The organism is Actinomycetota bacterium (assembly GCA_041658565.1).
GTDB lineage: Bacteria > Actinomycetota > AC-67 > AC-67 > AC-67 > JBAZZY01.
This window is the reverse complement of the sequence record JBAZZY010000004.1, coordinates 1-13,787: the sequence shown is the minus strand read 5'-3', so window position 1 is coordinate 13,787 and position 13,787 is coordinate 1. Positions and strand designations below refer to the sequence as shown.

The window sequence follows — 13,787 nt, the reverse complement described above, 5'->3', positions numbered from 1 at the left end:
CGAGTGATTTCCGCCCGGTTTTTGGCGAAAATTGTGCGCCAAGGTCTTTGACTCGGACTCACCGCTCCACTAGTCTCCCCGCCGAAGTCGAGAAGGGGGTGGAACGTGAACAGAAGTCAGTTCTTGCGCACGGTCTCAGAGCGGACCGGCGCGCACAAGCGAGACGTCGAGCACGTCTGGGAGCACTCGCTCGCGGTGATCCAGGAGTCGATCCGCAAGGGCGAGAAGGTCAGCATCACGGGTTTCGGAATCTTCAAGCAGCGCGTCCGCAAGGCCGGGAAGCGGAAGAACCCGCAGACGGGCGAGACGATCAAGGTTCCCGCCGCGAAGCTGCCGAAGTTCCTGCCGGCGAAGCAGTTCAAGTTGTACGTGGGTGGCGGCGTCAAGGCACTTCCCGCAATCGCGACCAAGCCGGTCGCGCTGGCCGCCGAGGTTGTGGCGAAGGCCGCACCGAAGAAGGCCGCTGCGAAGAAGCCTGCTGCGAAGAAGCCTGCAGCAAAGGCTGCACCGAAGAAGGCCGCTGCGAAGAAGCCTGCAGCAAAGGCCGCACCGAAGAAGGCCGCTGCGAAGAAGCCTGCAGCAAAGGCCGCACCGAAGAAGGCCGCTGCGAAGAAGAAGTAAGTCATCCCAAAAGCAAATGGCGGGGATATCCCCGCCATTTGCTTTGGTACGCCCCTTCTTGGGGCGTCTCCGGCTATAGGGTGATGACGGTCAAGTCGCGCACCTTGATGCGCCGACCTTCGCCGATGACCTGGAACTTGACGCGCTGTCCCAGCCGGAACAGGCGCGCGCCCGCATCACGATAACTGTCGAAATCGAAGCCGGTTTCGATGCCTGAGTCGTCGATCAGAATGCCGGTGCGTGTTGCCGAATCGAAGCTCTTGATCGTCCCTTGCGGCACGGTTCACCTCCCGTGGCGAGGATACCCGAGCGTGTCCAGTGCCGCCCGGGTTGCCGGGCCGACGGGTGCGTTGCGCGCAGTTTCGAGGTCTCGCGGATCGTCGATGTCCAGAGCGATGCGCGCGCGCGCAATGACGGCGAAGGACACGCCGCCGAGGTGGGCGCGCGCGAAGTGCGCCCGCCGGCTCCCCGTGCCGAAAGACGGCTCAATGGCATTCGGAGGCGAGCGCCACAGCGCGTTTGTGCCCTTTCCGGTTCGGTCCGGAGCGAGCACGACCCCTGGACCGATTGCGATTGCCAGCACGTCTTCGGCTGTCGCGGCGGGACAGTCGGCTGAGAGGATGAGTACGCCTTGTGCCCCTTCCGCGATCGCTTGGTCGGTGGCGGCGATAAGCGAGGCGTTCAGCCCCGCGTCGGGGGTCGGGTCGGGTCGGGCCTCAGCTCCGGCCTTTCGAGCGACCTCGACCGCGTCATCGTCGCTCGTGAGTACCCACACCGCGTCGAGTGCTCCGGCGGCACGAGTCACGTCTTCGAGCATCGCCAGGGACAGCATTCGTCGCTGCTGGGGAGTCAATACCTCGGACAAGCGCTCCTTGGCGCGCGCCAGCGGTTTCATCGGAACGATGACGAGTTTCATGCCAAACCGGGCGAAGCAGGCGGTAGGATTGCGCCCACCGCGCCTTCAAGGGGAGCCATGGAGCCGGTATATATCGCTGCGCGTGTCATCCTCGTCCCGCTGCTTCGGCTGCTGTTTCGGTTTCGGACCGTCGGCCGTGTGAGAATCCCTCGGCGCGGGCCGGCTATCGTCGCCCCGAACCATATCTCAAACTTCGACCCCCTCTGTATCGCATATCTGATCGACCGCAGCGGTCGACGCCCTCGATTCCTGGGAAAGGCATCGCTGTGGAGGAATCCGCTGCTGCGCTTCGTTCTGGAAGGCGCGCGCCAGATCCCTGTTCATCGCGGCACGGGTGAGGCGAGTCCGATGGTCGCGGCGGAAGCCGCCATTCGCCGAGGCGAGGTTGTGGTGCTGTACCCGGAGGGCACGATCACGACGGATCGCGACCTGTGGCCGATGCGCGGCAAGACCGGCGTTGCCCGCTTGGCTCTGTCCACGGGTGCTCCCGTGTATCCCGTCGCGGTTTGGGGGCCGCAGTGGATTGCCGGGAAGGGAAGGCGCGGGCGTTACTTCGGGCACAGGTTGATCACGTTCAACATCGGAGAGGCGATGACGTTTCCGGATCTTGACGGCCGCCAGGATGACGCCGAGGTCCGGCGAGAGGTAACCGATCGAGTGATGAGCGAAGTGGACCGGCTCGTGCGCGAACTTCGCAAGATCCACCCCGACCGGGGTGCGGTTCCGCCGCGAACAAGGGGGAAGTCGTGAGCAAGATCGCTGTTCTTGGAGCGGGTTCGTGGGGTACTGCGTTTGCCGCCGTCCTGGCTCGTAACCAGCAGCCGACGATGCTGTGGGCTCGTCGCAGTGACTGCGCCGACGAGATCAACCGCGAACACCGCAACGAGGCGTACCTGCCTGGAATGCAGCTTCCGTCGTCGTTGCGCGCGACCGCCGACCTTGATCGGGCGCTGGAGGGGTCGAAGGTCGTGGTTCTCGCCGTTCCGTCTCACTGCCTGCGCGACAAGTGCGCCGAGATTGCCGATCGCGTTCTGCCCGACGTGACGCTGGTAAGTTTGGCCAAGGGAGTCGAGCAGCACACGCTTCTGCGGATGTCCGAGGTTGTCGCGCAAGCTGCGCGGGTGCCGGCGAACCGCATCGCCGTGGTCAGTGGACCCAACCTGGCGCGCGAGGTCGCGCGCGGCGCACCCGGCGCGACGGTGGCGGCCTGCGTGGATGAAGAGCGGGCCCGCGCCCTGCAGGCGTTATTCCACGCTCCAAGCTTCCGCGTCTACACGAACACCGACGTCTGCGGCGTGGAGATCGCCGGCGCCGCCAAGAACGTGATCGCGATCGCCGCCGGCGTTGCGGACGGCTTCGGGTACGGGGAGAACTCGGTGGCTGCGCTCGTCACGCGGGGGCTGGTCGAGATCACCCGGCTCGGCGTGCACATGGGCGCGAATCCGCTGACGTTCGTCGGCCTCGCCGGCGTCGGGGATCTTGTTGCCACCTGCATGTCGAAGCTCAGTCGCAACCACCACGTGGGTGAGGAACTTGCCAAGGGTCGCGCGCTTGACGACATCATTTCGTCGATGAGCATGGTCGCGGAGGGAGTAAAGTCCTGTGCGGCGATCCTCGAACTCGCGAGGCGCGTGGATGTGGACATGCCGATTGCTTCGAGGGTCGGGCGCGCGCTTTACGAGGGAGCAGACGCTAGGGAGATGGTGGACGACTTGCTCACGCGTGATCCCGAGCCCGAGTTCCTTGGCATTCCGAACGGATAGGACAACGTGCAGGACGGTTTTGACATCGCAGACGATGAAGAAGGCCTCGGGTTCACGACGCGTGCCGTGAGCGCGTGGAAGAACGTCGGCGAGGTTCGCCAGCGACCCGCGTCCCCGCCGATCTACCAGGCGGCGACATTCGTTTTCGACGACATCGACGATTTCGCGGACGTTGGGATGCGCAAGATCGACGGCGGTTACTTGTATTCACGGTGGGCCAACCCGACGACCGACGCGCTTGCGCGAACTCTCGCCTTGCTGGAGGGAACCGAAGCCGCGGCATGTTTCGCCAGCGGCATGGCTGCGATCGCGGGGGCCTTGCGGCCGCTGGTGCGCCACGGGGACCACATCGTGAGTTCCGCCCAGTTGTACGGTGGAACGCATGCATTGTTCACCGGGGGCATGGCGCGCGCCGGCGTCGATGTGACGATGGTCGACGTCGGTGATTTGGCGGCCATCGATGCGGCGTTTACCGACCGCACGCGCGCGCTGTACTGCGAGACCATTGGGAACCCGTCCCTGGACATCGCCGATATCGACGGCCTGTCCGCGATCGCGCGCGCGCACGGCGTTCCGCTGGTTGCCGACGCCACGTTCACGCCGCCGTGCATTCTGAGGCCCGTGGAGCACGGAGTCGACCTCGTGGTGCACTCGGCTACGAAGTACCTCGGAGGTCACTCGGACGTGATCGGCGGAGTCGTCGCCGGAAGCGCTTCGGCCATTGCGGACATCCGCCTGCACGCGATCGACGCCGGGGCGTGCCTGGCTCCCTTCGACGCGTGGTTGCTGGCGCGCGGCGTACAGACCCTGGCCCTGCGCATGGAGCGCATCTGCGCGAGCGCGCTGACGCTTGCGCGCTTCCTAGAGGACCACGAGGCCGTCTCGCGCGTCGTGTACCCGGGACTGGAGACGCATCCGCAACATGCGCGCGCCCGGGCTCTCCTGGACGGCTGCTTCGGTGGAATGCTTACGCTCGAGGTCGCCGGTGGTCTTGCGGCCGGGCGCAGGTTCTTGGAGCGCGTCCGCGTTGCCGCACCGGCGGCGAGCCTTGGGGGGACCAAGACGCTGGTCGTGCACCCCGCGTCGGTGACGCACACGCAACTGGACGAGCGCCAGTTGCTAGCTGCCGGCATCACTGCGGGGATGCTTCGCGTATCGGTGGGTATCGAAGACGTGGAGGATTTGGTGGCGGATTTCGAGAGGGCGCTGCGATGACGTTGCGGGTGGCGGTTCTCTACGGCGGCGTTTCCGAGGAGCACGAGGTTTCCGTGGTGAGTGCGCGCGGCGTGTTGGCCGCGATCGACCGCAGCAAGTACGAGGTGCTGCCGGTCGCTGTGACCAAGAGCGGTCTGTGGCTCCTGCCCGATCAATCCCCCGAGGGGATCTATCTCCAGCCCGGGAAGATGCCGGCCGTGGACGGAAGCGAGGGGCGTCCGCTGACTCTGCGCCGCGGCGGCGAACTCGAGGGCGCGGGGCTTCCGGGTCCGGTCGACGTGGTCTTCCCGGTCTTGCACGGCAAAGGAGGGGAGGACGGCGCGATCCAAGGGATGCTGGAGTCGCTCGGCGTACCGTACGTCGGGGCCGGTGTCGCGGCGAGCGCGGTAGGTATGGACAAGTCCTTACAGAAGCCGGTATTCGCCGCTGCGGGCATCCCGGTAACGCCGTGGTCGCGGGTCCGCCGCCATGACTTCGTGCGGGATCCCGGTGGCGTCGCGCGCGGCGCGCGCGCCGCGGTCGGGTTGCCGTGTTTCGTGAAACCGGCTCGGCTCGGTTCCAGCGTTGGAGTGTCGAAGTGCCGTACCGAAGAAGAGCTTCTGCGGGGATTACACGCAGCGCTCGCGCTCGACGACGTCGCGCTCGTGGAGGAGTCAATCAGCGGCCGCGAACTTGAGTGCGCCGTGCTGGGTAACGACGATCCGGAAGCTTCGGTTGTGGGCGAGATCGTTCCCGTCAACGAGTTCTACGACTACGAGGCGAAGTACCTCGTCGACGGAAGCGAGTTGTTGATTCCCGCGGACGTGTCGGAGTCCGTTGCCGAACAGGTGCGACGCTGGTCGCTGACGGCATTCACCGCCATCGGCTGCGCGGGGATGGCGCGCGCGGATTTCTTCCTGGCCGGCGACGGGCGTGTACTGCTGAACGAGATCAATACGATCCCGGGATTCACGCCGATTTCGATGTATCCCAAGTTGTGGGAAGCCTCTGGAATCCCTTACTCGAAGTTGATCGACCGTCTGATCGAACTCGCGCTGGACGCGCGCGCGCGCCGCGCATGATCACTCTGGCCGACGTTCTTGAGGCGCGCAGGCGTCTCGCCGGCGTGCTGGTCCCCACACCGGTGGAGGAGTCGCGCACGTTGTCCCGGCTCGCCGGCCGGCCGGTGCTTCTCAAGCCCGAGCAGCGCCAACTCACCGGTTCGTACAAGATTCGCGGAGCGTATAACCGGATCTCGCAGTTGCCGCCGGGCGGCGAAGTTGTCGCCGCATCGGCGGGGAATCACGCGCAGGGGGTCGCGCGGGCCGCCGCTCTTACCGGTAACCACGCCACGATCTTCATGCCGCGCACGGCTGCACTGCCCAAGGTCGAGGCGACGCGCGCCGACGGCGCGACTGTGCGTCTGCACGGGGACGTCGTGGACGATTGCTTCTTGGCGGCGCAGGCCTACGCGCGGGACGTGGGGGCCGTGTGGGTTCCGCCGTTCGACGATCCCGACATCATTGCCGGGCAAGGGACACTCGGTCTGGAAATCGCCGAAGAGGCTCCGGAAGTGGAGGTCGTGGTCGTTCCGGTCGGTGGGGGAGGTCTGATCTCGGGAGTCGCGACGGCGCTCGCGGCCGTCCGTCCCGGGGTGAAGGTGATCGGCGTGCAGGCGGAGGGGTCCGCGTCGATGCGGGCGGCACTGGACGCGGGCCGGTGCGTGACGCTCGACGAGGTGTCTACGATCGCTGATGGGATCGCCGTGCGGTCCGCATCGGATCTGACGCTCGCGCACGTGCAGGCGTACGTGCACGACGTCGTGACTGTGAGCGACGATCAGATCTCGACCGCGATGGTTCTCTTGCTTGAGCGAGTGAAAGCCGTCGTCGAGCCCGCCGGCGCCGCCGCACTCGCCGCGGTTCTTGCAGGCAAGATCCCCGGGAGCGGTCCGGCGCTCGCGGTGCTGTCGGGAGGCAACGTTGACCCACTCTTGCTGATCAAGCTGATCGAGCACGGCTTGTCCGCTGCGGGGCGCTATCTGATGCTTCGCATTGTGCTTGACGACCGACCGGGTGCACTGGCGGCGCTGACCGGTTCCGTCGCCGCAATCGGACTGAACGTGTTGGAAGTCGAGCACCACCGCGTCGGGGTGAAGCTCGGGATAGACAAAGTCGAGGTGTTGATCACACTGGAGACTCGCGATCCGGAGCATCGCAGTGAGATCGTCGAGCGGTTGCGCTCCGAGGGGTTTCAGGTCGAGCCGGGCGAGTAGAACCGCAACGCCGAAGGCGGGCCGCGGCCCGCCTTCGAGTGAGAATCCGATACTAGAGGTGGACCACCGGACACGTGAGCGTGCGCGTGATCCCCTCGACGCTCTGAATGCGCGCGACGACAAGCTTGCCGAGATCGTCGACCGTCTTTGCCTCGGCGCGCACGATCACGTCGTACGGGCCGGTGACGTCTTCGGCCGACAGCACACCCTTGATCGCTGCAGCCGATTTCGCAACGTTGGCCGCCTTGCCGACCTCCGTTTGGATCAGGATGTAGGCGTTGACCATGTTCCGCCTCCCCCAATGCGAGTGATTCATTCACGAGCGGCAAACCTGAACACGAGCAGATCTCGAAATACCGGTTGCCGCAGTTGCTGCATTCTACACGGGGGGTATTCGGCGGCAATGGTCGCAGGCTATGCGATCGCGGCGACGATAGAGGGGTCGAGCCCTTCGTATTGGGCCAGGAAAGCGACGCGCTCTGCCTTCAGGCGCGCGACGTGCTTTGCGTACTCGTCGGCGCGGTCCTGCCGTTCGTATAGCAGGCCCGGACGCAAGAGTTCGTCGTCGTCGATTCCGGGAACGGTCGTCGCAACCTCGTAGCCGAAGTCCGGATCGGTTTGCCATTCGATCGTTCCGTCGGCGATGCCTTTGACCACGGCCGAGGAGACTCGGATCTTGATCTTCTTGGCATCGGAGTCCCCTTCGCCGCCGCCGATCCAACCTGTGTTCATCAGGTATACGTTCATCGGCGCCGAGTGAATGAGTTCCAAAAAGCGATTGCCCTGCAGTGCGTGAGCTAGAGGGAAGAAGGGGTTGGTCCCCGGGATTCGAAGCGCCTTGCCGGCTTCGTCTTTCCCGCCGGCCGAAGTTCCCATTGTCTCTCCGAGCATGAAGTATGCGGCGGCGGCTTCGCGCGGAAGGCGCGCGACGGCGGGGATGATGTTGTTGTTGCGGTTAAGGATCAGCAGCGAGTCCACGACATCGATCTCGCGCGCGTCCTTGTACCAGCCGAGTTTGTCCATCGAGAACACCGCGCGCCCGTTTGCCGTGAAGGTCTCGTCGAAGAAGTCCAACTCGCCGTTGTGCTGCGAGACGTTTTCGAGGTAAGCCCCGGGAGCGGTCACTGCGCCGTGGATGGTGGGCTCGTCTTCTGCCGACAGCGCGTAGGTTTTCGCAAAGCAGCCGTTCTCGGTTCCGTAGACCTTGCCTCCGGGCATCAGTGCGACGAAGTCGTCTTGCACCGGCTTAGAGTCGTTTTGGCGCGTGAAGGTGGTTGTCGTCTTGCCCGTGCCCGAGAGCCCGACGATGAGGAACGTCTTCTCTTTGCCGCCGCTGGGGATTACCTTGCAGCCGGCATGCAGTCCGAGTCCGCCGCGGTTGTAGACGAAGGCGTTCCACATTCGCAGGCCGCCCTTCTTGGACTCCCCGAAGTAGTCGGAGTTCAGGATCCTTGTGATCCCGGCATCGACATCCGCGGCAATGAGGCGGTCGTTCGGGTAGCCGTCGGCGGGGAGGTTCGGCGTGTAGATCACGGTGAGCTGTGGTTCCGCGTCTTCGTCGCCGTCCCTGAAGTACAGCAGGTCTTGAGAGCCGGCGACATTGGCGTTGGCTGCTTCGATGATCAAGCGGGCGCGGACGCGGAAGTCGGGGTCGTTCCCGATGTATCCGTTGATCACGAGCATGTCCTGTTCGCGGATGTACCGGTCCTGCATTTCCGCGATCCGCTCGAACTCCGAGCGCGAGATGGTCTTGTGACCGGGCAGGGTGTCGGGCGAGTCGGTGACGAAGAACGTCGACGCAACGCTGCGTGAGTCGACTCGTGTCGTGATGTTCAGGTTGCCGTACTTAGTCGGCCGTGCATTCGGCATAGCCGCAGAGAGTTCGACCAAACGCTGCCGGCCTGGATCGATCAGCAGCGACTTGGCCTCGAGTACGTATCCGGGGCCTTCCAGTACTTGTGCCATGAAGCCTCCCATCCGCTGCGGGCGCCGGCCCGCCTTCGGGGCAAAGATCAAGCGATGATAGCCGCACCTTCCAGGGCGGCGCGGGGGGTTTGTGGGACTACCTGCGGGAGGATTCGACCTCGAAGTACAAGCGCACCGCCGTGCGGTACTCGTGAACCCTGTTGTCATCGATTGAGCACGATGTTCCGATCACGTCCATCTTCGAGATGTGTCGGATTGTCTTAGCCGCTTCGCGGAGCGCCTCGCGTGCCGCGTCTCCCCAAGACTCGCTGGATACCCCTTCCAAGTCGATGGTGTTGAAGACGCTCATGGAAACACTCCCTTGCTCTCGCTGACGGTGCCGAGCGCGATTGTGTAACACCAGGGTCTGATGAGCAAGGGCCTGGGGTCGATATCCTGGCGGATATGCACCATGACCTGTCATCAATCGGCGAGTTTGGCCTCATTCGGAGGCTGGTAGGCCGGCTCGACCCGGCTGTGGGGGTCATCGTTGGGCCGGGAGACGACGCGGCGGTTCTGGCCCCTCGCCCCGGGTTTGTGCTGGCAACGACCGACATGCTCGTCGAGGGAGTCCACTTCGACCTCAGGTTCTCCGGTCCGGCCGATGTCGGGTTTAAGGCGCTCGCAGTCAACGTCTCCGATGTCGCGGCCATGGGCGGGAGTCCGTGGTGGGCGACCGTCGCGCTCGGAGTTCCGGCTGGAACGCCGGTCGAAGTACTTGAGGGGATCTACGATGGACTTGCCGAAGCCGCGCGCGCGTACGGTGTGGCCGTCGCCGGTGGGGACACGGTTATCGCTCCCGCGCTGATCCTGTCGGTCTCGATGACCGGGACCGCCGGACCTCACCCGCCGGTCTGTAGGGACGGTGCGCGCGCCGGGGACGTGATCTGCGTCACGGGGGATGTCGGAGCCGCATCTGCGGGTCTAACGCTTCTTCGCGCAGCGGCGACCGATCCGGACGCGCGCGCGCTGTTGAAACGCTATCCCGGTCTGGCCGTCGCACACCGTCGCGCACGTGCTCGCGTTGCGGCCGGGCGCGCTGCTGCGGAGTTCGGCGCGACGGCGATGATCGACGTTTCGGACGGGATTTGGGCCGACGTGGGGCACATTTGCGAACGCTCGGGCTTGGGCGCGGTGATCAACGAGGCTGCCGTGCCGATCGCCTCCGGCGTCGCCGAGGTCGCAGAGCGACTCAGCTGCAAGTCTTGGGAACTGGCACTGGGGGGCGGGGACGACTACGAACTCGTCATCGTTTTACCGGAATCCGCGGTGCCGAACCTCGCCGGTGCTCTCGGCGAGGTGGCGCTGACGGTCATCGGCCGGATGCAGGAGGGTAGCGGCGTGGCTCTGGTCGGGGGTTCCAAGATCCCATCGTTCGGTTGGGACCACTTCAGGAGTTCATTGTGATACGGAGGCCGATCGCGCGCGCGCTGACCATCGGAGGCTCTGATCCGACTGGTGGCGCTGGGATCCAGCAGGATCTTCGGACCTTCTCCACCCTCGGGGTTTGGGGGCTGAGCGCGATAACGGCGGTCACGGTGCAGAGCACTACCGGGGTTTCCGCCGTTGCCGGGATCGACCCCGAGACGGTGGAAGCGCAGATCGGGGCGGTCGCGGTCGACCTCGGTGTTGACGCCGCCAAGACCGGGATGCTCGGAAGCGCCGACGTCGTTTGCGCCGTGGCGCGCGCGGTTCGGGACAACGGGATCGCCCAGTTGGTCGTGGATCCGGTGATGGCTGCAACCTCGGGGGGCACGCTGCTGGCGGAAGACGCGGTCCAAGCGCTGGTTGCCGAGTTGTTGCCGCTTGCGATGCTGGTGACGCCTAACGCCGGCGAGGCCGAGCGCCTGACGGGAGTGAGCGTGGATTCGATCTCGTCTCAGATCGAGGCTGCCGTGGCGCTGCGCGCGCGCAGCGCCACCGCCGTGCTGGTGAAGGGCGGCCACGTTGGTGGCGCGCGTCCGGTGGACGTGCTCGTTGATGCAAACGGCGAGGTGCACGAGTTCACCGGGGTTTGGGTCGACACACCGAACACGCATGGGACGGGCTGCGTGTTGTCGGCGGCGATTGTGGCCGGGCTCGCAACTGGGTTGGGGTTGGTGGCGTCGGTAGGCAGGGCAAAGGGTGTCGTCACGCGCGCGCTTGAGCACTCACTGGGGCTTGGGGCGGGGCCTGGGCCCGTGTGTCCGGTGCCGGAGGTGCCGGAGGGTGGGTCGTGGCCGTTCGCCGGCCACCCGTTCGAGTGAGCCTAGACGGCTCGCTGGATCTTGCCGGCCTTGAGGCAGCGCGTGCAGATATTCATCCGCTTGGCGTGTCCCTTGATCAACGCGCGAACGCGCTGGATGTTTGGGTTCCAGCGTCGGGGCGAACGACGGTGCGAGTGCGAGACCTGCATGCCGAAGCCAGGTTTGCGCCCACACACTTCACATACGGCTGCCATAACGGGTGCGAATGCTACCGGGCCGCGGGGTGTCCGGCAACCGGACGGTTCTCCGGCAGTGCCCGCAGGTGCCTGGTCGGCCGGTAGAATCGCCCCGTGAGCCCCGTTTTCAGTGCCTCTGACCTGCGACAAGCGCTCTTGTATGCCCTTGAGAGCTTACGCAGTGCTCGTGGCGCAATCGATGCCGCGAACGTCTATCCGGTGCCCGACGGAGACACCGGAACTAACCTGGTCATGACCTTTGAGGCCGTAGCGCGCGCTTTGGAACAGACCGGAGAGGACCCGGCGGATATCGCGCGCGCCGTCCGCGGTGGGTCGCTGACTGGGGCGCGCGGGAACTCGGGTGTGATCTGCGCGCAGATCTTGCGGGGATGGGCCGACGCGGTCGAGTTGGGTCCCGCCGACGTCGAGGATCTCGCGGTTGCATTCCGGAGATCCAGCGACCTCGCATACCAGTCGGTCCTGGACCCGGCAGAAGGAACGATCTTGACCGTAGCGGCCGCCGCCGCCTTCGCCGCCCAGGGCGCGCACGAGACGGTGGCAGCGCAGGTGGATGCCGCCGCGCGCGCCGCACGCGAGGCCTTGGGGCGCACTCCGGAGCAGATGCCGCTGCTGGCGCGCGCCGGAGTGCTCGACGCTGGGGGGATGGGGCTCGTGGTGATCTTGGAGGCCTTGGCGCGCGCGCTTGGGGCTCGGGACGGATCCGAGCCGCTGAACATGCCGGGGCCGTCCGAACCGGTCGTCGGGACTTCGGGTTTCTCCTGTGACGGCGCGTCTCTGGCGTTCTCGCACGAGGTGATGTACACGCTGCGCGCGCCCGACGAGCGCGTTCCGGCCCTTCGCCGGTTGCTCGGAATCATTGGCGACTCGGTCGCGCTCGTAGGTGGCGACGGGCTGTGGCGCGTGCATGTTCACGTCAACGACCACGAGCGCGCGGTCGCGCTGGGTGGCGCGGTGGGCGAGATCCAGGAAGTAGAAGTCGTTTCGTTCGAAGAGCAGGTCGCGGACGCGGCACCGGGCGCGCGCGGCCTGACGCTTGCTCACGCCGACACGAGGGCGTCCCTGGTCGCGGTGGCGGATGGGGAAGGCGCGCGCCGGCTATTCGAGCGTCTCGGGGCAACCGCGGTTCCTCCGGACGTCGCGTTGGTGCAAGAGGCGATCCGGCGCGCCGACTGGGAATGGGTCATCGTGCTGCCGAACAACCCGGAAATGCTGGCGTCGGCGCGGATCTTGACCGACGGCTCGGTCAAGATCGTAGAGGTCTTGGACTGCGGAGACACCGGATCGGGGCTCGTGGCGGCCATCGCGTACGTGGGCGGACGCAGCGCTGAGGAGAATCTGTTCGACATGCGGGAGGCCCTGGGGCGCGCGCGAAGTGCGGGCGCGTCGTCCGATCCCGTTGGTGCGGCCGAGGAGTTGTTGCGTGGCGGCGGCGAGGTGCTCACCGTGTTGTGCGGCTGCGAGGTCGACGAGTCGACGCGCGACGAGGTCGCGCGGAAGTTGTCGGAGCGGTTCCCCGATGTGGCGGTTGAGGTTCACGACGGCGGACAACCCAACCCCGCGTTCCTCCTGGCGGTCGAGTGAGCGACTTGCGCGAGGGAGCGGATCCCGCGCCGCCCGGCCCGTTGGATCGGTCGGTGGCCGGAGCGGGGATCGTCGGCCTTAGCGCGGCTACCGCAGCCAAGCTGGCCAAGGGCCTTGGGGTTTACACCGTGCGGGATCTGCTCGAGCAAGTGCCACGCCGGTACCTTGACCTGTCCTCGCAGCGAGCGATTGGGGACCTGAAGATCGGCGAGGACGCAACTGTGAGCGCCAAGGTTGTACGTATTGAGGGTCGGTACGTTCGGTCGAAGCGGCACTTGCTGACGGTGACGATCTCCGACGGTACGGGGTACGCGACTCTCGTGTGGTGGAATCAACCGTTCCGCGCACGCACGCTGGCGGTCGGTGCCCAGGTCGTGGTGGCCGGACGGGTCGAGCGAGGTCGGGGGCGGCTGTCCATCGCGAATCCCTTCATTGAGCGGCTCGACTCCTCGGGCGGCAGCGGTGTTCATGTGGGGCGGATCATTCCGATCCACCCGGCCACGCAGGGCGTTACCCCCACGCAGATCCGGCGCTACGTCCACGAGGCGCTGCGTCGTTACGGCGACCAGATGCCGGAACCGGTTCCGGCGGAGATCGTGGCCCGGATCGGACTGATGCCACGCATGCGCGCGATCCGCGAGATGCACTTCCCTTCGACGGACGCCGGGCGGTTCGCCGCGCGCCACCGGCTCGCCTTCGAAGAGCTGCTCGTGCTCTCTGCCGGCCTTGCCATGCGCAAGCGCCGACTGGAGCAGCGCGCGACCGGCATCGCGCATCATTGCGACGACCGCGTCGATCGTTTCTTGGCATCGCTTCCGTTTGCCCCGACAGGAGCGCAGCAACGGTCGATCGCCGAAATCGCAGCCGACATGGCTTCGCCACAGCCGATGAACCGCTTGCTTCAGGGCGAGGTCGGCAGCGGGAAGACGGTGGTGGCGGTCGCTGCAGCGCTGGTGGCCTCGGCCACGGGTTCCCAGACTGCGTTCATGGCTCCAACGGAGGTGCTGGCAGAGCAGCATTACCTGTCGG

At 66.0% G+C, this 13,787-nt stretch carries 16 protein-coding genes; 10 read left to right on the top strand and 6 right to left on the bottom strand.

The window, feature by feature from the left end:
- Positions 1-105 precede the first annotated feature (105 nt).
- A complete protein-coding gene (locus WDA27_04005) occupies positions 106-621 on the top strand; it encodes an HU family DNA-binding protein (protein ID MFA5890107.1) in 516 nt (171 codons plus the stop codon).
- A gap of 73 nt (positions 622-694) precedes the next feature.
- Here the strand turns inward: WDA27_04005 and WDA27_04000 are convergent, their stop codons facing one another.
- Together WDA27_04000 and cofC are read right to left on the bottom strand one after the other, a co-directional pair.
- Complete coding sequence (locus tag WDA27_04000; GenBank protein MFA5890106.1) at positions 695-901, bottom strand: hypothetical protein; 207 nt, start codon at positions 899-901, stop codon at positions 695-697.
- Between the two features lie 3 nt (positions 902-904).
- Positions 905-1,537, bottom strand: a complete 633-nt coding sequence (gene cofC, locus WDA27_03995) for a 2-phospho-L-lactate guanylyltransferase (protein MFA5890105.1) — start codon at positions 1,535-1,537, stop codon at positions 905-907.
- 57 nt (positions 1,538-1,594) lie between these two features.
- On the opposite strand from cofC, the gene WDA27_03990 reads away from it, so the two are divergent.
- Genes WDA27_03990 through ilvA form a run of 5 tightly spaced genes read left to right on the top strand, consistent with a single transcriptional unit; the run spans position 1,595 to position 6,769 of the window.
- Positions 1,595-2,287, top strand: a complete 693-nt coding sequence (locus WDA27_03990; protein ID MFA5890104.1) for a lysophospholipid acyltransferase family protein — start codon at positions 1,595-1,597, stop codon at positions 2,285-2,287.
- Positions 2,284-3,300 (top strand): NAD(P)H-dependent glycerol-3-phosphate dehydrogenase, encoded by a 1,017-nt coding sequence (locus WDA27_03985; protein ID MFA5890103.1) that lies wholly within the window; start codon positions 2,284-2,286, stop codon positions 3,298-3,300. The genes WDA27_03990 and WDA27_03985 overlap by 4 nt, the downstream gene beginning before the upstream one ends.
- Before the next feature lie 6 nt (positions 3,301-3,306).
- Positions 3,307-4,515: an aminotransferase class I/II-fold pyridoxal phosphate-dependent enzyme gene (locus WDA27_03980; protein MFA5890102.1), complete on the top strand. Its 1,209-nt coding sequence runs from the start codon at positions 3,307-3,309 to the stop codon at positions 4,513-4,515.
- Positions 4,512-5,576 (top strand): D-alanine--D-alanine ligase family protein, encoded by a 1,065-nt coding sequence (locus WDA27_03975; GenBank protein ID MFA5890101.1) that lies wholly within the window; start codon positions 4,512-4,514, stop codon positions 5,574-5,576. Before WDA27_03980 ends, WDA27_03975 begins: the two co-directional genes overlap by 4 nt.
- Positions 5,573-6,769, top strand: a complete 1,197-nt coding sequence (ilvA, locus tag WDA27_03970; protein ID MFA5890100.1) for a threonine ammonia-lyase — start codon at positions 5,573-5,575, stop codon at positions 6,767-6,769. Before WDA27_03975 ends, ilvA begins: the two co-directional genes overlap by 4 nt.
- Positions 6,770-6,821: 52 nt before the next feature.
- Here the strand turns inward: ilvA and WDA27_03965 are convergent, their stop codons facing one another.
- The 3 genes from WDA27_03965 to WDA27_03955 form a co-directional block, all read right to left on the bottom strand.
- Positions 6,822-7,055: an Lrp/AsnC ligand binding domain-containing protein gene (locus tag WDA27_03965; protein MFA5890099.1), complete on the bottom strand. Its 234-nt coding sequence runs from the start codon at positions 7,053-7,055 to the stop codon at positions 6,822-6,824.
- Positions 7,056-7,183: 128 nt separating this feature from the next.
- Positions 7,184-8,734 carry a phosphoenolpyruvate carboxykinase gene (locus WDA27_03960; protein MFA5890098.1) on the bottom strand — a complete coding sequence of 517 codons (1,551 nt, stop codon included), beginning with the start codon at positions 8,732-8,734 and terminating at the stop codon, positions 7,184-7,186.
- Between the two features lie 97 nt (positions 8,735-8,831).
- Complete coding sequence (locus tag WDA27_03955; protein ID MFA5890097.1) at positions 8,832-9,044, bottom strand: dodecin domain-containing protein; 213 nt, start codon at positions 9,042-9,044, stop codon at positions 8,832-8,834.
- A 95-nt stretch (positions 9,045-9,139) separates the two neighbouring features.
- Between WDA27_03955 and thiL the strand changes: the two genes are divergently transcribed.
- Both thiL and thiD read left to right on the top strand, forming a co-directional pair.
- Positions 9,140-10,141, top strand: a complete 1,002-nt coding sequence (gene thiL / locus WDA27_03950) for a thiamine-phosphate kinase (protein ID MFA5890096.1) — start codon at positions 9,140-9,142, stop codon at positions 10,139-10,141.
- Complete coding sequence (gene thiD / locus WDA27_03945; protein ID MFA5890095.1) at positions 10,138-10,980, top strand: bifunctional hydroxymethylpyrimidine kinase/phosphomethylpyrimidine kinase; 843 nt, start codon at positions 10,138-10,140, stop codon at positions 10,978-10,980. The genes thiL and thiD overlap by 4 nt, the downstream gene beginning before the upstream one ends.
- A gap of 2 nt (positions 10,981-10,982) precedes the next feature.
- Here the strand turns inward: thiD and rpmB are convergent, their stop codons facing one another.
- On the bottom strand, positions 10,983-11,174 hold the full coding sequence (rpmB, locus tag WDA27_03940) for a 50S ribosomal protein L28 (GenBank protein ID MFA5890094.1): 192 nt from the start codon (positions 11,172-11,174) through the stop codon (positions 10,983-10,985).
- A gap of 96 nt (positions 11,175-11,270) precedes the next feature.
- Between rpmB and WDA27_03935 the strand changes: the two genes are divergently transcribed.
- Positions 11,271-12,758: a DAK2 domain-containing protein gene (locus WDA27_03935; GenBank protein MFA5890093.1), complete on the top strand. Its 1,488-nt coding sequence runs from the start codon at positions 11,271-11,273 to the stop codon at positions 12,756-12,758.
- 53 nt (positions 12,759-12,811) lie between these two features.
- A partial coding sequence (locus tag WDA27_03930; protein MFA5890092.1) for an OB-fold nucleic acid binding domain-containing protein occupies positions 12,812-13,787 on the top strand: 976 nt, incomplete at its 3' end.